Raw genomic sequence first — 20389 nt, forward strand, 5'->3', positions numbered from 1 at the left:
ATGCCCCTCGACGCCAGCCGACGCGCCCTGTCCTACCTGCAGGAGATCCGCCTGCTGACCGACGAGGAACACGCCACCGCCGCGAACGATCCGGAACTGGCCGCGGTCACGCTGCGCACGCCGGGCGAAGCCCTGGGCTGGGTGGTGGCCCGGGAGATCGTTTCGCAGGAACAGCTCGCGGACCTGCCCGTGCGCGCGGTCGCCGGCCGCGACAACGAGGCGCAGGCCATCGTGTCGGAGGCCACGGGCCTGATCAGCAGCGGCCTCCCGTTGCCGGCCTGGGCGGTGCTGCACATGAGCCTGCTGGAGCGCCGGACGCAGGACGGCGTGAGCGCCGAGGCGCTCGACCAGCTGCTGGCCTTGCAGCTGATCGATGCGGCGCAACACGCGCACAGCCTCTCGATGCTGCCCACGCACCAGGAAGCCTGGGCCGCGCCCGATTCTCTGCCCGCCACGCTCGCCTGGACCGTGCGCGGGTCGGGCGCACTGAACGCGAACGACCTGAAGGCGCTGGCCACGCGCGGGACGCACCCGGAGATCGTCGCGGACGCCATCGCCCGCGTTGCCGGCGGTGCCGGCGCACAGGCCGGTGTACGGCACGACAGCAGCACCGGGACCACGACGCGAACGGGTTCGGCCTCGACGTCGTTCTCGACCCGCTCGTTCTCGATCACCACCACCGCGTCGCCGTCTTCTTCATCGTCTTCTTCAGCGCCTTCTTCGTCACAGCCACGGACGCAAACCTGGACATGGACGGCACCGCAGGGCCTCGTTTCAGGCCGCTGGAAGACTGTCGGCATCGTCGTGGTGGCCCTCATTGCGCTGTACCTCGTGGTCGGGCGCTGACCGGGCTCGGTACTTGCGAGCGGACGACCGCCGGCAACGACCGCCTAAAATCCCCGCCCACTGCTTACCGCCGCCTGCGGAAAAAAGAGGACTCCCCATGAACCCCATCCGCCGCGCCCTGGCGCTCGGCCTCGCCGCCACCACCCTCGCCTTCGGTGCCCAGGCGCAGAACCGCGAACTGACCGTGGGCTCCAGCGCCACCTACGCGCCCTTCGCCTTCGAGAACAAGGACAAGCAGATCGTCGGCTTCGACATCGACATCATCAACGCCATCGCCAGGCAGCAGGGCCTGAAGATCAAGATCGTCAACACGCCCTTCACCGGCATCTTCGGCGCGCTGAACAATGGCGATGTCGACCTGGTGATCTCGGGCGTCACCATCAACGACAAGCGCAAGCAGAGCTACGACTTCACGCCGCCGTACTTCGCGGCCCGCCAGCTCATCGCGCTGCCGAAGAACAGCAAGGTCGCCTCGCTGAAGGACCTGGCCGGAAAGAAGATCGCCGTGGTGAGCGCCTCCACCGCCGACGACATCGCCTCGCGCGAGTTCGGCAAGACCAGCCCCGACATCCGCCGCTTCGAGAGCACGCCGCTCATCATTTCCGAGCTGGCCGGCGGCGGCGTCGATGCGGCCATGGGCGACAACGGCGTCATTGCCTACCGCGTGTCGCAGAACCCCGAGCTGAAGACGCTGGACGACAAGTCCTTCCCCGAAGAGGGCTTCGGCATCGTCGTGAAGAAGGGCGACAAGGCCCTGCTCGACAAGCTCACGGCCGGCCTGGCCGCCATCCGCGCGGACGGCAGCTACGTGACCATCTACAAGAAGTGGTTCAACAAGGACCCGAACGTGCGCTGAGCCGCACGGCATTTCCCTGAATACGGCCGCCCTCACGCGGCCGTTTCGTTTTTCGTTGACTGAGAGTTGAGGACGCAAGCATGGAACAACCGGTGCTGCTTTTCGGATGGTTCCGCTGGGACATCCTCGTGGAATACAAGGACCTGTTCTGGCAAGGCGCCTGGATGACGCTGCGCATGACCGTGGTCTGCGTGCTGCTGGGCTCCAGCTGGGGCCTGTGCCTCGCGCTCGCGCGCCTGGCGCAGCCGCGCCACGCGCCCTGGACCTGGGTGGCGCGCTTCTTCCTGCGCTGGCCGGCCACGGTGTACGTGAGCTTCTTCCGCGGCACGCCGCTGTTCGTGCAGATCCTGCTGATCCACTTCGCGGTGATGCCGGTGTTCATCCACCCGACCTCGGGCCTGCTGATCGACGGCGAGCTGGCGCGCACGCTCAAGCAGGAGCACGGCGCGCTCATCTCGGGCGTGGTGGCGCTCACGCTCAACTCGGCCGCCTACATCTCGGAGGTGTTCCGCGCGGGCATCCAGTCGATCTCGCGCGGGCAGTTCGATGCCGGCCGCTCCATCGGCTTCACGCCCGCGCAGGTGATGCGCTACGTGGTGCTGCCCCAGGCCTTTCGCCGCATGCTGCCGCCGCTGGGCAACAACGCCATCGCGCTGCTCAAAGACACCTCGCTGGTCTCCGCCATCGGCCTGGCCGAGCTGGCCTACGCGGCGCGCACCGTGGCCGGCGCGTATGCGCGCTACTGGGAGCCGTACCTGGCAATCTCGGTGGTCTACTGGGTCATGACGCTGGTGCTCACCACCTTGCTGCGGCGCCTGGAGATCCACCTCGCGCGCAGCGACCGGGGCTGAGGAAAACGCCGGCGCCACAATAGCGCCACATGCCACCCATATCCCCCGAAGAGACACCGATCCCGCCCACGCGGCCGCAGCCATCGAAGCTCGCGGCCCTCGAGCCCCTGAAGCTCCCCGTGTTCCGCATGCTGTGGAGCACCTGGCTCATCGCCAACATCTGCATGTGGATGAACGATGTGGCCGCCGCGTGGATGATGACCTCTCTCACCACCTCGCCCATCTGGGTGGCGCTGGTGCAGTCGGCCTCCACGCTGCCGGTGTTCCTGCTGGGCCTGCCCAGCGGGGCGCTGGCCGACATCCTCGACCGCAGGCGCTGGCTGGTGGCCACGCAGTTCTGGCTGGCCGGCACCGCCGTCGTGCTGTGCGCCGCGCTGGCGCTCGACCTCATGACCGCGCCGCTGCTGCTGGCGCTCACCTTCGCCAACGGCATCGGCCTGGCGCTGCGCTGGCCGGTGTTCGCGGCCATCGTGCCCGAGCTGGTGCCCCGGCCGCAGCTGCCCGCCGCGCTGGGCCTGAACGGCATTGCGATGAACGCGTCGCGCATCGTCGGCCCGCTCACCGCGGGCGTGCTGATCGCGAGCGCGGGGACCGTCTGGGTGTTCGCGCTGAACGCGGTGCTGTCGGTGGCCTCGGGCTTCGTGGTGATGCGCTGGCGGCGCGAGCACACGCCCAACCCGCTGGGCCGCGAAAAGCTGATCGGCGCGATGCGCGTGGGCGTGCAGTTCGTGCGGCAGTCGCAGCGCATGCGCGCGGTGCTGGCGCGCGTGTCGATCTTCTTCTTTCACTCGACCGCCCTGCTCGCCCTGCTGCCGCTGCTCGCGCGCAACCTGCAGGGCGGCGGCGCGGGCACCTTCACGCTGCTGCTGGCGGCCATGGGCGCGGGCGCAATCATCGCGGTGCTGTTCCTGCCGCGGCTGCGCCAGGCGCTGGGGCGCGACCAGCTGGTGCTGCGCGGCACGCTGCTGCAGTCGGCGGCCACCGCCGTCATGGCCTTCGCGCCCAACGCGTGGGTCGCGGTGCCGGCCATGTTCTTCGGCGGCATGGCCTGGATCGCCGTGGCCAATTCGCTGTCGGTGTCGGCCCAGCTCGCGCTGCCCGACTGGGTGCGCGCGCGCGGCATGTCGATGTACCAGATGGCCATCATGGGCGCGAGCGCAATCGGCGCGGCCATCTGGGGCCAGGTGGCGACGGTCAGCAACCTGGAGATCAGCCTGGCCATTGCCGCCGCGAGCGGCACGCTGCTGATGCTGATGGCCCTGCGCTGGGTGACCGACCTGAGCGGCGAGGACGACACCAGCCCCGCCCAGGCCGGCTGGGCGGCCGGCCCGCCCACCGAGGCGCCGCAGGAACACGGCCGCGTGGTCATCACCGTCGAGTTCCTCATCGACCCGGCCCGCGCCGCGGCCTTCCACCTGGTGATGCAGCAGACCCGCCGCGCGCGCCTGAGCCAGGGCGCCGTCGGATGGGAACTTCTGCACGACATCGCCCAGCCCGAACGCTACGTGGAGCAGATCGTCGACGACTCGTGGACCGACCACCTGCGCCGCTTCAACCGCGCCACCGCGAGCGACATGGCGCTGCGCGAGCGGCGGCTCGCGTTCCACCTGGGCGAGACGGCGCCGGTGGTGACGCGGTACGTGGTGCGGCGCTGAGCCTGCGCGCGTTCGCCCCCACCGTCGCCCCGCTTCCACTCCTAAGGTCCCCTGCCTCGCGGCCAGGACACGGCCTGGACTTGACCGTGTGTGCAAATTTGAGTGTCGGCAACACCTATTTACGAGGGTATTCGGGTAATTTCCTAGCCACTTTTCTTGACCACATGGATAATTAAAAGGTCCAACCGACGTCAAAGAGGTGTGCCACGATGAATCCGCCCCGCCTGCGCAGCCGCTTCTGGTCCGACCTGACCAGCGAAGAGTTCTCCCGCCTCGACCGCGAACGGCTCATTGCCGTGCTGCCGGTGGGCGCCACCGAACAGCACGGCCCCCACCTGCCGATGTCGACCGACACGGCCACCATCGACGGCATGGTGCGCGCCACGCTGCCGCACCTGCCCGACGACCTGCCCGTGCTCTTTCTGCCCACGGTGCCCTACGGCAAGAGCAACGAGCATTCGCGCTATCCGGGCACGCTCACCGTATCGGCCACCACCCTCATTGCGCTCTGGAAGGACATCGGCGCCTGCGTCGCCCGGGCCGGCGTGCGCAAGCTGGTGCTCTACAACAGCCACGGCGGGCAGATGAGCGTGATGGACATCGTGGCGCGCGACCTGCGCGAAGCGCACGACATGATGGTCGTGGCCGCCAACTGGTACACGCTGGGCCTGCCCGAAGGCCTGTTCACCGCGCACGAGGGCAAGCACGGCATCCACGCCGGCGACCTCGAGAGCTCGGTCATGCTGCACCTCACGCCCGACTACGTGCGCAAGGATCAATTCCAGAACTTCAGCTCCATGACCGAGCAGCTGGCCGAAGAGAACAAGTTCCTCTCGATCACGCCCAGCGGCAAGCTCGGCTGGCAGATGCACGACATCAACCCCGCCGGCGCCGCCGGCGACGCCACGCGCGCCACTGCCGAGAAGGGCGCCGCGGTGCTCGACCACGTGGGACGGCGCTTCGTCGAGCTGCTGCACGAAGTCGACCGTTTTCCGTTGTCTCGTCTCGCCAACACGCCGGCCTGGCGCTAGGCTGCGCGCCAAAGGAACGCGCCATGGAAAGCACAACGCCATCCACTCCTCCCCTGGTCGCCCTGCGCAACGTCGGCAAGCGCTTTGCCAACGGCACGCTGGCGCTGCAGGGCATGTCGCTCGACATCGGCGAGCACGACTTCGTCAGCTTCCTGGGCCCCTCGGGCTGCGGCAAGAGCACCGCGCTGCGGCTGATCGCGGGGCTCACCCGCGTGAGCTCGGGCGAGATGCACTGGTCGGGCGCCAACACCGGCGCGGCCAAGGACAGCAAGAGCGACCGCGACCTGGGCTTCGTGTTCCAGGAGCCCACGCTCATGCCCTGGACCAAGGTGTTCGACAACGTGTGGCTGCCGCTCAAGCTCGCGGGCATGCGCCGCGACGAAGCCGCGCCGGTGGTCGAGCAGGTGCTGGAGCTGGTCGGCCTCTCGCGCTTTACCGACGTGTACCCGCGCGAGCTCTCGGGCGGCATGAAGATGCGCGTGTCGATTGCCCGCGCGCTGGTCACGCACCCGCGCCTGCTGCTGATGGACGAGCCCTTCGCCGCGCTCGACGAGATGACGCGCATCAAGCTCAACAACGACCTGCTGGCCATCTGGCGCGAGCACCGCTTCTCGATCGTGTTCGTCACGCACAGCGTGTACGAGTCGGTGTACCTGTCCAACCGCATCGTGGTGATGGCGGCGCGCCCAGGCCGTGTGATCGACGAGATCCGCATCGACGAGCCGTACCCGCGCGGCGAAGAGTTCCGCACCTCGAGCCGCTACAACGCGCATTGCACGGCCGTCTCGCAATCCCTGCATGGAGCGCTGCATGGCCTCGACGTCGACCATTGAACCCGTGATGCCTGCACCACCCGTGGACACCGCCGAAGCCACGCCCACCGCGGACATGCTGCGCGCGCACGAAGACAGGCTGCGCCGGCGCGAGTCGATGCTGCGCATCGTGGTGCCTGCGGGCATCGTGCTCGCGCTGCTGCTGCTGTGGGAATGGATGGTGCGGGCCAACAACATCCCGCACTACATCCTGCCCGCGCCCTCGCTCATCCTGCGCACGCTGTTCGACAACTGGGATTCGCTGTCCAGCGCGCTGTGGTTCACGGTGAAGCTCACGCTGCTCGCGCTCACGGCGGCCATCGTCGGCGGCGTGGCGCTGGCCATCGCGTTCGCGCTGTTCAAGTGGGTGGAGATCGGCCTGTTCCCCATTGCCGTGATCCTGCAGGTGACGCCCATCATCGCGATCGCGCCGCTGATCCTGATCTACGTGTCGAGCACCACGGCGGCGCTGCTGCTGTGCGCGTGGATCGTGGCCTTCTTCCCGATCCTGTCGAACACCGTCATCGGCCTGAAGAGCGCCGACAGCAACCTGCGCGACCTGTTCCAGCTCTACAAGGCCTCGCCCTGGCAGACCTTCCGCTACCTGCTCGCGCCCAGCGCGCTGCCTTACTTCATGGCCGGCCTGAAGATCGCGGGCGGCCTGAGCCTGATCGGCGCGGTGGTGGCCGAGTTCACGGCCGGCACGGCGGGCAAGGAAACGGGGCTGGCCTCGCGCATCCTCGAATCGAGCTTTCGCACCGAGATCCCGATGATGTTCGCGGCGCTGCTGCTGGTGTCCTTGCTGGGCATCGTGATCTTCATCGTGTTCGCGGCGCTGTCGCGCCTCGTACTCGGCCACTGGCACGAAAGCGAGATGCGACGTGAACGCTAATTGGCTCGCCCCCAGGCTTCGCGCACTTCGTGTCGCTTCGCCAACCCCCTACCGGGGGCAACACCTGCGGCCCGGCAAAGCCGGTTCCGCGGTGTTTCCTTGCAATGCGATCCCGCGAGGCACGCCCCGATGACTTCCGAACGGGCCTTCCCGACAGACATCGACTGGGACGCCGTGCGCGCAGACCTGCGCGGCCTCAACCTGATCACCGCGCCGGCCCAGCGCAAGCAGCTGTCCAAGGACTTCTACTGGTACAGCCCCATCCTCAGCGCGCAGCTCGCGGGCTGCGTGGCCGACCTCGTGGTGAAGGTCAGCACGGAAGACGACGTGCGCCAGGCCGCGGCCGTGGCCGCGAAGTGGAAGCTGCCGCTCACCGTGCGTGCCGGCGGCACCGGCAACTACGGCCAGTGCGTGCCGCTCGAGGGCGGCCTCGTGCTCGACGTGACGCAGATGTGCCGCGTGCTCGACATCCAGGAAGGCCGCATGCGCGTGGAGGCCGGCGCGCGCATGCACGACATCGACCTCGCCGCGCGCGAGACCGGCCAGGCCTTGCGCATGTGGCCCTCGACCTGGCATGTGGCGACCATCGGCGGCTTCATCGCGGGCGGCTTCGGCGGCATCGGGTCGTTTCGCCACGGCATCCTGCGCGACCCCGGCAACCTGCTGCGCGCGCGCGTGATGACGGTGGAGCGCGAGCCGCGCGTCATCGAACTGCACGGCGACGAGATCCAGCAGGTGCACCACGCCTACGGGACCAACGGCGTGATTCTCGACGTGGAGGTCGCCCTGAGCCCCGCCGTCGAATGGGTGCACTGCACGGTGCTGTTCGAAAGCTACCGTGGCGCGCTGGACTTCGGCATCGCGGCGCAGGCGCCTTCGCTCGACATCTTCCTGCTGTCGACGGTGGAGGCTCGCTTCTCGCCGTACTACACGGCGATGCGCGACCGCTTTCCGATCGACCGCCACGCGGTGTTCACCATGGTCTCGCCCGAGTCTATGGCCGAGTTCCGCGCGCTCGCCGATGCGCATGGCGGCACGATCTCCGTGGCCGGCACCGAGGCCGAGTTGCTCGCCGACGGCCTGCCCCCCGCCTACGAGTGCGCCTTCAACCACACGACGCTGCAGGCGCTGAAGGCCGACCGCGGCTGGACGTACCTGCAAGTGGCTTATGCGCAGCCCTTCGATCCTTCAGTGGTCGAGCGGCATCTTGAAATCTTCGGCGACGACGTGCTGCAGCACCAGGACTTCGCGCGCGCCGGTGGCGAGTGCGGCACCTTCGGCATCCTGCTGGTGCGCTGGAAGGGCGAAGCCCACCAGTACGAGCTGATCCGCGAGATCGAGTCGCAGGGCGGCTGCCAGATCTTCAACCCGCACGTGGTCACCATCGAGGACGGCGGCATGAAGACCATCGACACGCAGCAGATCGACTTCAAGAAGCGCAGCGATCCGATGGGGTTGATGAACCCCGGCAAGACGCGTGGCTGGCACCCGGACATGGCCGTCGAACGCTGAGAAAAGATTTAGTCTCCGCATCCCGTACCTTTCAAAACCTCCACAGGAGCACGTCCCATGCGCATCCCCGCTTTCCGCATCCGCCCGCTGGCCTTCGCCCTGGCGCTGACCGCCGCCGCCTTCGCCGCGCAGGCGCAGGAAAAAGTGGTGTTCGCCACCAACTGGAAGGCGCAGGCCGGCCACGGCGGCTTCTACCAGGCGCTGGTGGACGGCACCTACAAGAAGTACGGCCTCGACGTCGAGATCCAGCAGGGCGGCCCCATGGTCAACAACCGGCCGATGCTGCCGGCCGGCAAGGTCGACTTCTTGATGACCGGCAACCTGCTGCAGTCCTTCGATAACGTGAAGAACGGCGTGCCCACCGTGGTGGTGGCGGCCTTCTTCCAGAAGGACCCGCAGGCCATGTTCGCGCACCCGGGCCAGGGCTTCGACACCTTCAAGGACATGGCCAAGGCGCCCGTGGCCTTCATCGGCAAGGACGGCCAGTTCAGCTTCTGGCAGTGGATGAAGTCCGAGCACGGCTTCAAGGACTCGCAGCTCAAGCCCTACACCTTCAACGTCGGCCCGTTCCTGGCGGACAAGAAGTCCATCCAGCAGGGCTACGCCATCTCGGAGCCCCTGTCGATCAAGGCGCAGGCCGGCTTCGACCCCGTGGTGCAGCTCTTGGCCGACAACGGCTTCTCGACCTACTCCACCACCATCGAGACCCGCGCCGACCTGATCAAGACCAAGCCCGAGACGGTGCGCAAGTTCCTCGAGGCCTCGATCATCGGCTGGAACAACTACCTCTACGGCGACAACAAGGCCGCCAACGAACTCATCGCCAAGACCAACCCCGACTCGCCCGTCGCGTCGCTGCAGGGCTCCATCGAGCTGATGAAGAAGATGGGCATCGTCGACAGCGGCGAGTCGCTCACCAAGGGCATCGGCGCCATGGACGAAGCGCGCGTGAAGGACTTCTACGACAAGATGGTCAAGGCCGGCCTGTACAAGGCGGGCGAGGTCGACCTGTCGAAGGTGGTCACCACGCAATTCGTGAACAAGGGCGTGGGTGTCGACGTCCGCAAGAAGCTCACCGGCAAGTAATTCGTCTCGTTGTTTTTCCCGTGGGTCGCGCGGGGCTTGCGCCGGGGTCAGATGCCGGCGCCTGGGTTGCCATAAGGCACGCGCGGCCTTTGTTCCCTGGGCTCTGACCCTGTCTCGCCGAACAGGCGATGCGGCCCTCTCTCATGAAAACGTTAGTCGTCCACTGCCATCCGAACCCCGACAGCTTCAACCACGCGCTCTACCGCACCGCGCTCGCGGCGCTGGAGCCGCGCCACGCCGTGAAGACCATCGACCTCTATGCCGAAGGCTTCGACCCGACGCTGACGCGCGAAGAGCGCATCGCCTACCTGGACAACCCCGACCTGATCCGCGAGCGTGTGAAACCCCACGTCGACGCGCTGCTGTGGGCCGAGCACCTGGTGTTCGTGTTTCCCACCTGGTTCCACGGGCCGCCGTCGATGCTCAAGGGCTGGCTGGAGCGCGTGTGGCTGCCGGGCGTGGCCTTCTTGCCGGCCGAGCGCAAGGGGCAGCTCGCCAGGTCGGGCATGCGGCATGTGCGCAGGCTCACCGTGGTGACGACCGGCGGCTCGCCGCACTGGTTCGTGCTGGCCATCGGCCATCCATGCAAGCGCCTGTTCACCCGTGCGCTGCGCGCGCTGTTCGACTGGCGTTGCCGCGTCACCTGGCTGCAGCTGCACGACATGAACGCCGCCACCGCACAAGACCGCACGCGCTTCATCGAGCGCGTGTCGCGCAAGCTGGGCAGCATCTGACGAACACCCACTCCACCGACAAGACCCAGGGAGCCCATTCATGAGCCTCGAACGCACGCTGACCGTGCGCGTCGCACGCATCTCGCGGCAGACGCCCGAAATCCTGGCCTTCGAGCTGGCCCACCCGTGGGGCCGGCCGCTGCCGTCGTACGAGGCGGGCGCGCACATCGACGTGCACATGCCGGGCGGCTTCTCGCGGCAGTACTCGCTGGCGCGCGCGCCTGCTTCCTGCGATGCCGGCCCGTACGTGATCGGCGTGAAGCGCGAGGCGGCGAGCCGCGGCGGCTCGGCCTCGATGCACGAGCGCGTGCGCGAAGGCGACCTGCTGTCGATCAGCGCGCCGCGCAACACCTTTCCATTGCGCGAAGAAGCCACGCACCACCTGCTGCTGGCCGGCGGCATCGGCATGACGCCGCTGCTGGCGATGGCGCAGGCGCTGGCCGCGCGCGGCGCTGCGTTCACGCTGTGCGTGTTCGCGCGCAGCGAGGAACACCTGGCGTTCGCCGACGCGCTGCGCGACGCAGCGCTCGCGCCGCACCTGCGCCTGCACCTGGACCAGGGCGACGCCACGCAGCGCATCGACCTGCACGCGCTGCTGGCCGACCGTGCAACGGGCACGCACCTCTACGTGTGCGGCCCGGGCGGCTTCATGCAGGCGGTGCGCGACGCTGCCGCGCACTGGCCGGAAGACGCCTTGCATGCCGAGTACTTCGCAGCGCCGACCGACGCCGCCACCAGCACCGGCCTGCCCTTCACGCTGATGCTCGCGAAGCGCGGCATCCGCGTGCCGGTGGCCGCGGACCAGACCGCCGTCGATGCGCTGCATGAAGTGGGCATCGACATTCCCGTGTCGTGCCAGCAGGGCCTGTGCGGCACCTGCGTGGTCGAAGGCGACGGCGAAGGCGCGGAGCACCGCGACTTCTGCCTCACGGGCAGCGAGCGCCGCCACAAGGTGGCCCTGTGCTGCTCGCGCGCCAAGGGCACGGAACTGGTGCTGCAGCTGTGAGCGCACGCCCGCCCGCCGGCATCGAAGAGGGCGAAGCCGACGCGCCCGCCACGCGCGGCCGCTCGCGCAAGTACACGCAGGTGCTCGGCCTGATCAACCAGGCCGCCATCGAGGTGTTCGCCAGCGAAGGGCTGGCCGGCGCGTCGACGCAGGCCATCGCCGACAAGGCCGGCCTGTCGAAGGCGCAGCTGCACTACTACATCGAGAGCAAGGAGGCGCTGTACCGGCAGGTGCTGCAGGACATCCTGACCGACTGGATCGTGGTGTTCGGCTTCAGCGACGAGGCCTTCGGCCCGCGCAAGGTGCTGGGCGACCTGATCCACCGCAAGATGGTGTTCTCGTTCGAGCACCCGCTGCGTTCGCGCATCTTCACGGCCGAGATGATGCGTGGCGCGCCGGTCATCAACGACATGATGGACACGAGCAAGCAGCGCACCGACCAGGCCGCCGCCGTGATCCGGAACTGGATGAACCAGGGCCTGATGGACAGCGCCGACCCGATGCTGGTGCTGTTCCACATCTGGGCCGTGACGCAGTTCTACGCCGACCACGCCACGCAGGCCGCGTACTACCGCGACGCGGCGCGCCAGGGCGACGACAAGGACCGGCGCTACCTGATCGAGCAGGTGACCGAGTTCCTGCTGAAGGGCGCGGGCGTCAAGTAGCCGCGCCTCGTCAGCACCTTGTCAGCGCCGGGGCAGGTACATGGTGGCTTCGACTTCCACCAGCACCTCGTCGCCCGGCAGGAAGCGCGACACCTCGACCACCGTGCTCACCGGCGGCTCGCCGGGATAGAACAGGCCGCGCACGCGGTTGTAGAACGCGTAGTGCGGCAGGTGGCGAAAGTACTGCACCAGCTTCACCACGTCTTCCATCGTGCCGCCGTGCTCCGCGGCGATCTGGCGGATGCGTTCCAGCACGAACCAGCTCTGCGCCACGATGGGCGCCTCGAACACGTCGACCGACATCTGGCCCGTGGCGTAGCCCACGCCCTGCAGCGCGGTGCGTGCGGCTTCGGGAATGGCGTCGTAGCCGGCGACGGCGCGGCGCGTGGCCGGGTCGACGGCGACCACGCCGCTCATGAAGACGAAATCGCCGACGCGCTTGGCGGCGGCGTAGTTGGCCATTGGCTTGCCCATGCTCATGGGGTGTTCTCCGGATTCATTTCAAGGCATCGAGCACATGGCCTGCGCGGATGACGGTGCGTTGCCGTCCGCGCGGGCCGATGAGTTCGTGTTCGTCGGTGGCCGCCAACACCAGCAGGTCCGCCGGGCAGCCCGGCGCAATGCGCCCGTCCCATGCGAGCCCCAGCGCCTTGGCGGGGCTCACGGTGACGGCGTCGAGCCAGTCGGAGGCCGGGGCCAGGTGCGCCATCTGCACGCCCAGGCCGAAGGTCTCCAGCAGGTCGTAGCTGCCGTAGGGGTAGAAGGCGTCCTGCACGTTGTCGGTTGCCAGGCTCGCACGCAAGCCCCGTGCCGCCGCCTCGCGGATGCGCGTGATGCCGCGCGGCACCGGTGTGCCGTCCCACGCGCCCTGCAGGTAGAGGTTGGTGGTGGGCAGCGCGACCAGGTGCAGGCCCGCGCCGGCGCACAGCGCCAGTGTTTCGTGGGCGACCGCCTCGTCCTGCACCGACAGCGAGCAGCAATGGCCGCAGACCACGCCGTGGCGGAAGTCGCGCGCACGCACCAGCTGCGCGATGCTGCGCAGCCCGCCGGCCTCCACGTCGAGGCCCTCGTCCACATGAAAGTCGAGCCCCAGTTCGTGCTGCTGCGCCAGGTCGAACACGCGCCCCAGCTTGTGCACGATGCCGTCGTTGCGGTAGACGAACGCGCCGAGCGTGCCGCCCGCGCGCTTCACCTCGCGCGCGATGCGCTCGCCCGCCGCCAGGTCCGCGAACAGGTCGAGCGGCGTGAGCGACACGAACTGCAGCGCGACGCGGCCGCGCCATTCGTCACGCAGCGCTTCGAACACGGCCAGCGCGGCCGGCGGTTCGGCCTGCACCCAGTCCAGGTGCGTGCGCAGCGCGCGCGTGCCCGAGTGCCACGCGTCTTGCAGCGCGCGCTCCATGCGCAGGCGCAGCGACGCGCCGGTCCAGCTGTCGCGGTGCCTGTTCATGCGCTCGATGGCCGCGAACAGGTTGCCCTGCGCCGCGCCCACGTCCTGCACGGTGTAGTTCTTGTCGATGTGCGCATGCGCTTCGACCAAGGCACTCAGCAGGGTGCCGCGCGCCTGTGCCTGCGAGGCGCTGGGCGCGATGACCGCGACCTTGTCGCCCTCGAGCGTGACATCGAAGACCTGCGCATCGCCCGCCGCAAAGCCGCGCAGCGGCGCCGGAATGCGCAGCGCCTCGAGCCTCATCCGCGTTGCTGCAATGCGCGCAACCAACCCAGGCCCGCGGAGGTGCCGCCGGGCTCGCAACCGCGCCTGGGCCGGTACTCGCACCCGACCCAGCCCTGCCAGCCGCACTGCGCCGACACCTCGTCGAGCACGTCGAACAGGTAGGGGTAGTTCTGCTCGCCCAGGTCGGGCTCGTGCCGGTCGGGCACGCCCGCGATCTGGATGTGGCCGACGCGGCCGGTGGGCAGGTACTTGCGGATCTTCATCGCCACGTCGCCCTCGACGATCTGGCAGTGGTACAGGTCCATCTGCACCTTGAGGTTGGGCGCGCCGACCGCCTCGACGATCTCGTGCGCATGGTCTTGCCGGTTGAGGAAGAAGCCCGGAATGTCGCGCGTGTTGATCGGCTCGATCAGCACGTCGCGGCCGGCCTTGGCGGCTTCAGCCGCGGCCCAGCGCAGGTTGTCGAGGTACACCGGCTGCAGCGCGTCGCGCTCCAGGCCTTCGGGCACGAGGCCGGCCATGACGTGGATGCGCGGGCAGTCGAGCGCCACGGCGTAGTCGATGGCGCGAGCAATGCCTTCGCGAAACTCGGCATCGCGTCCGGGCAGGCAGGCCAGGCCGCGCTCGCCGGCGTTCCAGTCGCCGGGCGGGCCGTTGAACAGCACCTGCTGCAGGCCGTTGTGCTTCAGGCGCGCCAGGATGTCGCTCTGCGCGAAGTCGTACGGAAAGAGGTACTCCACGGCCTTGAAGCCGTCTTTCGCGGCGGCATCGAAGCGGTCGAGGAAGGCGAGCTCCGGATAGAGCATCGAGAGGTTGGCGGCGAATTGGGGCATGGGGTGTTTGTACTACCAGCGTGCGCCGAAGGTGCGGCGCAGTTCATCGATCTGATCGGCGTTCAGGGGCACGGGTCTTGAAGCCTGCGTGAGCAGCTGGAGCCGGGCGGTTTCCTCGAGTTCCTCGAGCACGGACATGGCCGCGGCGGGCGTGTCGTGCCACACGTTGGGGCCCAGGCGCATGAGCATCACGGCGCGGATGGGCGTGCCGGCGTTGCCAAGGCGTTCGATGGCCTGTGCCACCTGTTCGGCCGCGTCGGGTGCGCCGGGACGGTGGTACGCAATGACGGGCACATGGCCGACTTTCATCACGAAGTACGGCGTGAGTGCGGGCAGCAGTTCGTCGCCCGGTTCGTTCAGCGTGAGTGCCACGCAGTGGGTACTGTGGGTGTGGATGACGCAGGCCGTGTTCGCGTCGAACTTGCGCGCGGCGGCGTAGATGCGCGTGTGCAGCGCGATGGTCTTGCTGGCGCGGTCGCCGCTGGTCTGCTGGCCTTGCGCGTCCAGCCTTGCGAGACGCGCGGGGTCCAGAAAGCCCAGGCAGGCGTCGGTCGGCGTGATGAGGTAGCCGTCGTCCAGCCGCACGCTGATGTTGCCTGCCGTTGCGTGCACGTAGCCGCGCTCGAACAGGCTGCGGCCGACTCTGCAGATTTCTTCTCGGGCTTGGGTTTCGTTCATGTCACAACCACCGCGGAGGTCATCCAAGCACCGCAAAGGCCTTGGTAAAGAAGTCATCGCTGCCGAAGTTGCCGGACTTCAGCGCAATGTGCAGCCCCGTCTGCGGTGCGGCGGGAGAGCGCGCATGGCACCACGGCACACCCGGGTCGATCTGCGGGCCGATCTGCATCTGCGCGATGCCCAGCGCCTGCACACAGGCGCCCGAAGTCTCGCCGCCGGCCACCACCAGTTGATGCACGCCACGCTCGACCAGGCCGCGCGCAATGGCGGCGATGGTGCGTTCGACCATGGCGCCCGCTTCTTCCACGCCGAGCCGGCCCTGCACCGATTTCACGGCACCGGCTTCGGCGGTGGAGTAGACGAGAACCGGTCCCTTGTCGATCAGCGGTGCGGCCCATGCCAGCACCTCGGCCGCGACATCCACGCCCGCCGCGATGCGCAACGGGTCGACGGCCATCGCCGCGCCGCCACGCTGGATGAAGTCGAGCACCTGGCGGTTGGTGGCCAGCGAGCAGCTGCCCGAGACCACCGCCGTCTTGCCGCCGGCCTTCGGCAACGCGCTGGCCTGCGACGACGGCGCGAGGCCGAAGTTGGCCGGCAGGCCGATGGCCACGCCCGAGCCCGCAGTGAGCAACGGCAACTTCGCGAGCGCCGGGCCCATGCGCAGCAGGTCGTCGTTCGACACCGCATCGACGACGGCAATCGACACGCCCTCGGCCTTCAGCTGCGCGATGCGCGCGTCGATGGCCTCGGCGCCGCGCGCGACCACCGTGTAGTCGATCAGCCCCACCCTGCGCGTGCACTGCGCCTGCAGCACCCGCACCAGGTTCGGGTCGGTCATCGGCGTGAGCGGGTGGTTCTGCATGCCGCTTTCGTCGAGCAGCACGTCGCCCGCGAACAGGTAGCCCTTGAACACGGTGCGCTTGTTGTCGGGGAAGGCGGGCGTGGCGATGGTGAAGTCGCATTGCAGCGCGTCCATCAGCGCCTCGGCGACGGGGCCGATGTTGCCTTTCGCCGTGCTGTCGAAGGTGGAGCAGTACTTGAAGTAGATCTGCTGGGCGCCCTGCGCCTGCAGCCAGCGCAGGGCGTCCAGCGATTGCGCGACGGCGTCGGCCGGGGCGATGGTGCGCGACTTGAGCGCGACCACCACGGCGTCGACATCGGCGGCCAGCGGGCCGTCCGGCACGCCGATGGTCTGCACCACGCGCATGCCGGCGCGCACCAGGTTGTTGGCCAGATCGGTGGCGCCGGTGAAGTCGTCGGCGATGCAGCCGAGCTTGAGGGCGCTCATGCCTTCTTCCCCTTGGGCAATTCGATGCCCGGGAAGATCTTGATGACGGCGCTGTCGTCTTCCTTGGCAAAGCCGGCGGTCGAGGCCTGCATGAACATCTGGTGTGCGGTCGACGCCAGCGGCAGCGGGAATTTGCTGGCGCGCGCGGTGTCGAGCACCAGGCCCAGGTCCTTCACGAAGATGTCCACGGCCGACAGCGGCGTGTAGTCGGCGGCCAGCACGTGGGCCATGCGGTTCTCGAACATCCAGCTGTTGCCGGCGCTGTTCGTGATGACCTCGTACAGCGCGGCGGCGTCCACGCCCTCGCGCAGGCCCAGCGCCATGGCTTCGGCGGCGGCGGCGATGTGCACGCCGGCCAGCAACTGGTTGATGATCTTCACCTTGCTGCCGGCGCCCGCGCCATCGCCCAGGCGGTAGACCTTGCCGGCCATCGCGTCGAGCACGGCGTCGGCCGCGGCGTAGGCCGCAGGCCTGGCCGAGGTCATCATCGTCATCTGGCCCGAGGCCGCCTTGGCGGCGCCGCCGGAGATCGGCGCGTCGACGTAGTTCACGCCCTGCGCGTGGAGCCGGGCTTCGAGCGCGATCGACCAGTTCGGGTCGACGGTCGAGCACATCACGAAGGTGCTGCCGGCCGGCATCGCGGCGGCGGCACCGTTCTCGCCGAACAGCACCGATTCGGTCTGTGCCGCGTTCACGACCACCGACACCAGCACCGGGCAGGCAGCGGCCAGGGCGGCGGGCGATGCGCAGGCCACGCCGCCTTCGTTCGCGAAAGCGTCCGCCGCGCCGGGGCGCACGTCGCACACATGCACGTTGAACCCGTTGCCGCGCAGCGTCTTGGCAATGCCCAGGCCCATGGCGCCGAGCCCGATCACGCCGACATTTTTGGAAGTCATGCTGGATTGTTTCTCTGGAAGGTTGAAGAGGGAAGGATCAGACGGCTCGGCGCGGGAAAACCCCGGTCAGGTCGCCAGCGCCCACAGCGCGGCCGTCATCAGGAAGCCGGCAACGCCGAGCACCGTGGTCAGCACGGTCCAGCTGCGCAGGCCGTCGGCCACGCTCAGGCCCAGGTAGCGGGTCACGATCCAGAAGCCGGAGTCGTTCACGTGCGACAGGCCCAGGCCGCCGAAGCCGATGGCCACGGCCAGCAAGGCCACTTGCACGGCGCTGTAGCCGCCCGCCACGACGGCCTCGGCCAGCAGGCCGCAGGTGGTGAGGATGGCGACGGTGGCCGACCCCTGCGCGGCGCGCAGCGCCAGCGAAATGACGAAGGCCGCGAGGATCAACGGCAGGTGCGCCGCGGCGATGCTCTGCGAGAGTGCCGCGCCGATGCCCGTGGCCGTCAGCACCTTGGCGAACACACCGCCCGCCCCCGTCACCAGGATCACGGTGGCGGCCGGCGGCAGGGCCGATTCCATGACTTCGTTGGTGTGCGCCTTCGACCAGCCCTGGCGCTTGGCGATCATCCAGAAGGCCAGGCCGATGGCGACCATCAGCGCGAAGATCGGGGAACCGATGAAGCCCAGCAGGTTGCGCATCGGATCGCCCTTGGGCAGCAAGGTGGCGCCGGTCGTGCCGATCATGATCAGCAGCAGCGGAACGGCGATCAGCGTGAGCACCACCCCCACGCCCGGTGCCTGCAGCTTCTGGCGTGCCGAGGCGTCGGCGCCCGCGTCGAAGGCGGCGAACTGCTCGGCCGTGGTCGGCAGCATCGCGTAGCGCTTGCGGTTGAGCCAGCGCGAGACGAACTGCGAGAGCACCGCCAGCACCAGGCAGATGCCCAGGCCGATCAGCGTGATCCAGCCGATGTCGGCCTTCAGCACGGCCGCGCCGCCCACGATGCCCGGGTGCGGCGGCACCACGACGTGGGTGGCCAGCATGATGCCCGCCACCGGCAGGCCGAACTTCACCGGATCGACCCCGGCCGCCTTGCAGAAGCCGTAGATGATGGGGACCAGGATGATGAAGCCGACGTCGAAGAAGACCGGAATCGACAGCACCAGGGCGGCAGCCGTCAGCGCGGCCGGCACCCGCTGCGGGCCCAGCCACACGGTGAAGCGCGTCGCCATGCTGCCAGCGCCGCCCGAGACCTCGATCATGCGGCCCAGCATCGCGCCCAGCGCGACCAGGATCGCCACCGAGCCGAGCGTGCCGCCCATGCCGCTGATCAGCGTGGGAATGATGTCGGCGATCGGCAAACCGGCCGCCAGGGCCACCAGAAAGCTCACCAGCATCATGGCGATGAACGCGTGCACCTGGAAACGGATGATGAGCAACAGCAGCAGTGCGATGCCGGCGGCGGCAATGCCGAGAAGAACGGGCGTGGACATGGAATGGAACGGCCAGGAGTGGATGGACGGGGTCGGGGCGCGTTCAGTTCAGCTGAATCTTTTCGAAGTCGGCGACCCGCGTTGCGATTGATTTGTCAGGTCATCATACAAATTTGAGACAAGTTGCCGGACCCGGGTAAACCCGCAAAGAACACCTCGTTTGCTTCTTACTTGCCCGCAGGCCAGCCTTCGACCAGCGGCCGCGCAAGTTGCGCGCCCTCCTGCTGCCAGAAGGCCGGGTCGGCCTGCTCGATGCGGCGGATGGCGTTGTCCATGTGGGACTTGGCAGCCTCGCGGGCGCCGAGTGCATCGCCGGCCTCGATGGCTGCGACGATCCGCGCGTGCTCCTGCGCGACCTCGCGCGCGAAGTCCGCGCGGCGCGCCTCGTTGGCGCGGGTGACGCGCGTGGCGCCGTGCAGGAACTGCCGCAGGTATTGCAGCGTGCCGATCAGAAAGGGGTTGCGCGCGGCCTCGGCGATGGCGCGGTGAAAGCGCACGTCTTCGTCCGCACCGTTGCCACCGGCGGCCACTGCCGCATGCAGCGCCTCGATGGCGTCGCGGATGCGTTGCACGTCGTCGGGGGTGCGGCGCTCGGCCGCCAGCGCGGCCACTTCGGCTTCGAGCGCGCGGCGCAGCTCGACCATCTGGATCACCGCTTCGCGCGAGGCCACATGCGGCATTTCGAAGCGCAGCGGCTCGACGCCGGCGGCGCGCACATACACGCCGCTGCCCTGGCGCGAATCCACGAGCCCCAGCGACTTGAGCCGCGAGACCGCCTCGCGCACCACGGTGCGGCTCACGCCGAACTGCTCGGCGAGCACCGCCTCGGTCGGCAGCCGGTCGCCTTCGGAGAGGCGCCCGCTGCGCACCTCGGCCGCGAGCGCATCGGCCACCTGGTCGGCCAGGCGGACGGTGGGGGCTAGGGATTGGAAGCGGGTCGCCATCGAACGCGCGACTCTAACGCAGCCTATGCGCCCTGCACCCGCGGCAGGCTCAGCCCAGCGCGTGCCGCGCCGCCCGCGCGATGCTCTGCGCATCCACCCCGAAGAACCCGCGCAATGCCGCCCGCGTGTCGCTGCGGCCGAAGCCGTCGGTGCCCAGCGTGAGGTAGCGACGGCCTTCGGGCAGGAAGGCGCGCACGCTCTCGGGCACGCTGCGCACGTAGTCGGTGGCGGCGACGATCGGGCCCTTGCCTGCGCCGAGCTGCCGCGCGACGAACGGCACGCCGGCCGCGTCGCCCGCGATTGCCCGCTGTTCGCACGCCACGCCGTCGCGTGCGAGTTCGCTCCAGCTCGTGACACTGAACACCTCGGCCTCGATGCCTTCGTCGGCCAGCAACTGCGCGGCCTTGACGACCTCGGTGAGGATGGCGCCCGAGCCCATCAGCGTGACCTTCTGCCTTGCCTTGCCCGAAGCCGGCGAATACACGCCGAAGCGGTAGCAGCCGCGCAGGATGTCCGCTTCCGCGCCCGCGGGCACGTCGGGCTGCGCGTAGTTCTCGTTCATGAGCGTGACGTAATAGAAAACGTCCTTCTGCTCGACCATCATTTCGCGGATGCCCGCGTCGACGATCACCGCCATCTCGCCCGCGTAGGCCGGGTCGTAGGCCTTGCAATTGGGGATGGTCGCGGCCACC

21 protein-coding genes are annotated in these 20389 nt (G+C 68.7%); 12 read left to right on the plus strand and 9 right to left on the minus strand.

Features of this window, described 5'->3' with window-relative positions:
- The 12 genes from ACSFBM_RS29775 (at position 1) to ACSFBM_RS29830 (ending at position 11946) form a co-directional block, all read left to right on the plus strand.
- The gene (locus ACSFBM_RS29775; RefSeq protein ID WP_435487597.1) at positions 1 to 846 is read left to right on the plus strand and encodes a hypothetical protein; all 846 of its coding nucleotides are present in this window, start codon (positions 1 to 3) and stop codon (positions 844 to 846) included.
- A 97-nt stretch (positions 847 to 943) separates the two neighbouring features.
- Entirely contained in the window at positions 944 to 1702 is a 759-nt protein-coding gene (locus tag ACSFBM_RS29780) for a basic amino acid ABC transporter substrate-binding protein (RefSeq protein ID WP_435437423.1), read from the plus strand.
- An 80-nt stretch (positions 1703 to 1782) separates the two neighbouring features.
- The gene (locus ACSFBM_RS29785) at positions 1783 to 2553 is read left to right on the plus strand and encodes an amino acid ABC transporter permease (RefSeq protein WP_435437422.1); all 771 of its coding nucleotides are present in this window, start codon (positions 1783 to 1785) and stop codon (positions 2551 to 2553) included.
- A 29-nt stretch (positions 2554 to 2582) separates the two neighbouring features.
- Positions 2583 to 4208, plus strand: coding sequence for an MFS transporter (locus tag ACSFBM_RS29790; protein ID WP_435487598.1), 1626 nt, complete (start codon positions 2583 to 2585; stop codon positions 4206 to 4208).
- A gap of 209 nt (positions 4209 to 4417) precedes the next feature.
- Positions 4418 to 5239, plus strand: a complete 822-nt coding sequence (locus tag ACSFBM_RS29795; protein WP_435487599.1) for a creatininase family protein — start codon at positions 4418 to 4420, stop codon at positions 5237 to 5239.
- Positions 5240 to 5262: 23 nt separating this feature from the next.
- Positions 5263 to 6072 (plus strand): ABC transporter ATP-binding protein, encoded by an 810-nt coding sequence (locus ACSFBM_RS29800; protein ID WP_435487600.1) that lies wholly within the window; start codon positions 5263 to 5265, stop codon positions 6070 to 6072.
- The gene (locus ACSFBM_RS29805; RefSeq protein WP_435487601.1) at positions 6050 to 6943 is read left to right on the plus strand and encodes an ABC transporter permease; all 894 of its coding nucleotides are present in this window, start codon (positions 6050 to 6052) and stop codon (positions 6941 to 6943) included. Before ACSFBM_RS29800 ends, ACSFBM_RS29805 begins: the two co-directional genes overlap by 23 nt.
- 129 nt (positions 6944 to 7072) lie before the next feature.
- Positions 7073 to 8455 carry an FAD-binding oxidoreductase gene (locus tag ACSFBM_RS29810; protein WP_435487602.1) on the plus strand — a complete coding sequence of 461 codons (1383 nt, stop codon included), beginning with the start codon at positions 7073 to 7075 and terminating at the stop codon, positions 8453 to 8455.
- A 57-nt stretch (positions 8456 to 8512) separates the two neighbouring features.
- Positions 8513 to 9541, plus strand: a complete 1029-nt coding sequence (locus ACSFBM_RS29815; protein WP_435487603.1) for an ABC transporter substrate-binding protein — start codon at positions 8513 to 8515, stop codon at positions 9539 to 9541.
- A 143-nt stretch (positions 9542 to 9684) separates the two neighbouring features.
- Positions 9685 to 10275: an NAD(P)H-dependent oxidoreductase gene (locus ACSFBM_RS29820; protein WP_435487604.1), complete on the plus strand. Its 591-nt coding sequence runs from the start codon at positions 9685 to 9687 to the stop codon at positions 10273 to 10275.
- Between the two features lie 40 nt (positions 10276 to 10315).
- Positions 10316 to 11281, plus strand: coding sequence for a PDR/VanB family oxidoreductase (locus ACSFBM_RS29825; RefSeq protein WP_435487605.1), 966 nt, complete (start codon positions 10316 to 10318; stop codon positions 11279 to 11281).
- A complete protein-coding gene (locus tag ACSFBM_RS29830; RefSeq protein WP_435487606.1) occupies positions 11278 to 11946 on the plus strand; it encodes a TetR family transcriptional regulator C-terminal domain-containing protein in 669 nt (222 codons plus the stop codon). Before ACSFBM_RS29825 ends, ACSFBM_RS29830 begins: the two co-directional genes overlap by 4 nt.
- A gap of 21 nt (positions 11947 to 11967) precedes the next feature.
- On the opposite strand, the gene ACSFBM_RS29835 is transcribed toward ACSFBM_RS29830, so the two are convergent.
- The 9 genes from ACSFBM_RS29835 to ACSFBM_RS29875 form a co-directional block, all read right to left on the minus strand.
- The gene (locus tag ACSFBM_RS29835; RefSeq protein ID WP_198084040.1) at positions 11968 to 12426 is read right to left on the minus strand and encodes a RidA family protein; all 459 of its coding nucleotides are present in this window, start codon (positions 12424 to 12426) and stop codon (positions 11968 to 11970) included.
- A gap of 16 nt (positions 12427 to 12442) precedes the next feature.
- Entirely contained in the window at positions 12443 to 13639 is a 1197-nt protein-coding gene (locus ACSFBM_RS29840; RefSeq protein WP_435487607.1) for an amidohydrolase family protein, read from the minus strand.
- Positions 13636 to 14454 (minus strand): 2-oxo-tetronate isomerase, encoded by an 819-nt coding sequence (gene otnI, locus ACSFBM_RS29845; RefSeq protein ID WP_435487608.1) that lies wholly within the window; start codon positions 14452 to 14454, stop codon positions 13636 to 13638. Before otnI ends, ACSFBM_RS29840 begins: the two co-directional genes overlap by 4 nt.
- Before the next feature lie 12 nt (positions 14455 to 14466).
- Positions 14467 to 15132 (minus strand): class II aldolase/adducin family protein, encoded by a 666-nt coding sequence (locus ACSFBM_RS29850; RefSeq protein WP_435487609.1) that lies wholly within the window; start codon positions 15130 to 15132, stop codon positions 14467 to 14469.
- A gap of 19 nt (positions 15133 to 15151) precedes the next feature.
- Entirely contained in the window at positions 15152 to 16423 is a 1272-nt protein-coding gene (gene otnK, locus ACSFBM_RS29855) for a 3-oxo-tetronate kinase (RefSeq protein WP_435487610.1), read from the minus strand.
- Positions 16420 to 17319 (minus strand): L-threonate dehydrogenase, encoded by a 900-nt coding sequence (ltnD, locus tag ACSFBM_RS29860; RefSeq protein ID WP_435487611.1) that lies wholly within the window; start codon positions 17317 to 17319, stop codon positions 16420 to 16422. Before ltnD ends, otnK begins: the two co-directional genes overlap by 4 nt.
- Positions 17320 to 17385: 66 nt before the next feature.
- Positions 17386 to 18753: a GntP family transporter gene (locus ACSFBM_RS29865; protein WP_435487612.1), complete on the minus strand. Its 1368-nt coding sequence runs from the start codon at positions 18751 to 18753 to the stop codon at positions 17386 to 17388.
- A 167-nt stretch (positions 18754 to 18920) separates the two neighbouring features.
- On the minus strand, positions 18921 to 19697 hold the full coding sequence (locus tag ACSFBM_RS29870) for a FadR/GntR family transcriptional regulator (protein WP_435487613.1): 777 nt from the start codon (positions 19695 to 19697) through the stop codon (positions 18921 to 18923).
- Between the two features lie 49 nt (positions 19698 to 19746).
- A partial coding sequence (locus ACSFBM_RS29875) for a transketolase-like TK C-terminal-containing protein (RefSeq protein WP_435487614.1) occupies positions 19747 to 20389 on the minus strand: 643 nt, incomplete at its 5' end.

Origin of the sequence: Variovorax pasteuri, assembly GCF_051216435.1 — a bacterium.
In the GTDB taxonomy this organism is placed as follows: Bacteria; Pseudomonadota; Gammaproteobacteria; order Burkholderiales; family Burkholderiaceae_C; genus Variovorax.

Bases quoted from the DNA above. Each gene is read 5' to 3' on its own strand.
- ACSFBM_RS29775 (WP_435487597.1), top strand. From the start codon at position 1: ATGCCCCTCGACGCCAGCCGACGCGCCCTGTCCTACCTGCAGGAGATC.
- ACSFBM_RS29780 (WP_435437423.1), top strand. From the start codon at position 944: ATGAACCCCATCCGCCGCGCCCTGGCGCTCGGCCTCGCCGCCACCACC.
- ACSFBM_RS29785 (WP_435437422.1), top strand. From the start codon at position 1,783: ATGGAACAACCGGTGCTGCTTTTCGGATGGTTCCGCTGGGACATCCTC.
- ACSFBM_RS29790 (WP_435487598.1), top strand. From the start codon at position 2,583: ATGCCACCCATATCCCCCGAAGAGACACCGATCCCGCCCACGCGGCCG.
- ACSFBM_RS29795 (WP_435487599.1), top strand. From the start codon at position 4,418: ATGAATCCGCCCCGCCTGCGCAGCCGCTTCTGGTCCGACCTGACCAGC.
- ACSFBM_RS29800 (WP_435487600.1), top strand. From the start codon at position 5,263: ATGGAAAGCACAACGCCATCCACTCCTCCCCTGGTCGCCCTGCGCAAC.
- ACSFBM_RS29805 (WP_435487601.1), top strand. From the start codon at position 6,050: ATGGCCTCGACGTCGACCATTGAACCCGTGATGCCTGCACCACCCGTG.
- ACSFBM_RS29810 (WP_435487602.1), top strand. From the start codon at position 7,073: ATGACTTCCGAACGGGCCTTCCCGACAGACATCGACTGGGACGCCGTG.
- ACSFBM_RS29815 (WP_435487603.1), top strand. From the start codon at position 8,513: ATGCGCATCCCCGCTTTCCGCATCCGCCCGCTGGCCTTCGCCCTGGCG.
- ACSFBM_RS29820 (WP_435487604.1), top strand. From the start codon at position 9,685: ATGAAAACGTTAGTCGTCCACTGCCATCCGAACCCCGACAGCTTCAAC.
- ACSFBM_RS29825 (WP_435487605.1), top strand. From the start codon at position 10,316: ATGAGCCTCGAACGCACGCTGACCGTGCGCGTCGCACGCATCTCGCGG.
- ACSFBM_RS29835 (WP_198084040.1), bottom strand. From the start codon at position 12,426: ATGAGCATGGGCAAGCCAATGGCCAACTACGCCGCCGCCAAGCGCGTC.
- ACSFBM_RS29840 (WP_435487607.1), bottom strand. From the start codon at position 13,639: ATGAGGCTCGAGGCGCTGCGCATTCCGGCGCCGCTGCGCGGCTTTGCG.
- otnI (WP_435487608.1), bottom strand. From the start codon at position 14,454: ATGCCCCAATTCGCCGCCAACCTCTCGATGCTCTATCCGGAGCTCGCC.
- ACSFBM_RS29850 (WP_435487609.1), bottom strand. From the start codon at position 15,132: ATGAACGAAACCCAAGCCCGAGAAGAAATCTGCAGAGTCGGCCGCAGC.
- otnK (WP_435487610.1), bottom strand. From the start codon at position 16,423: ATGAGCGCCCTCAAGCTCGGCTGCATCGCCGACGACTTCACCGGCGCC.
- ltnD (WP_435487611.1), bottom strand. From the start codon at position 17,319: ATGACTTCCAAAAATGTCGGCGTGATCGGGCTCGGCGCCATGGGCCTG.
- ACSFBM_RS29865 (WP_435487612.1), bottom strand. From the start codon at position 18,753: ATGTCCACGCCCGTTCTTCTCGGCATTGCCGCCGCCGGCATCGCACTG.
- ACSFBM_RS29870 (WP_435487613.1), bottom strand. From the start codon at position 19,697: ATGGCGACCCGCTTCCAATCCCTAGCCCCCACCGTCCGCCTGGCCGAC.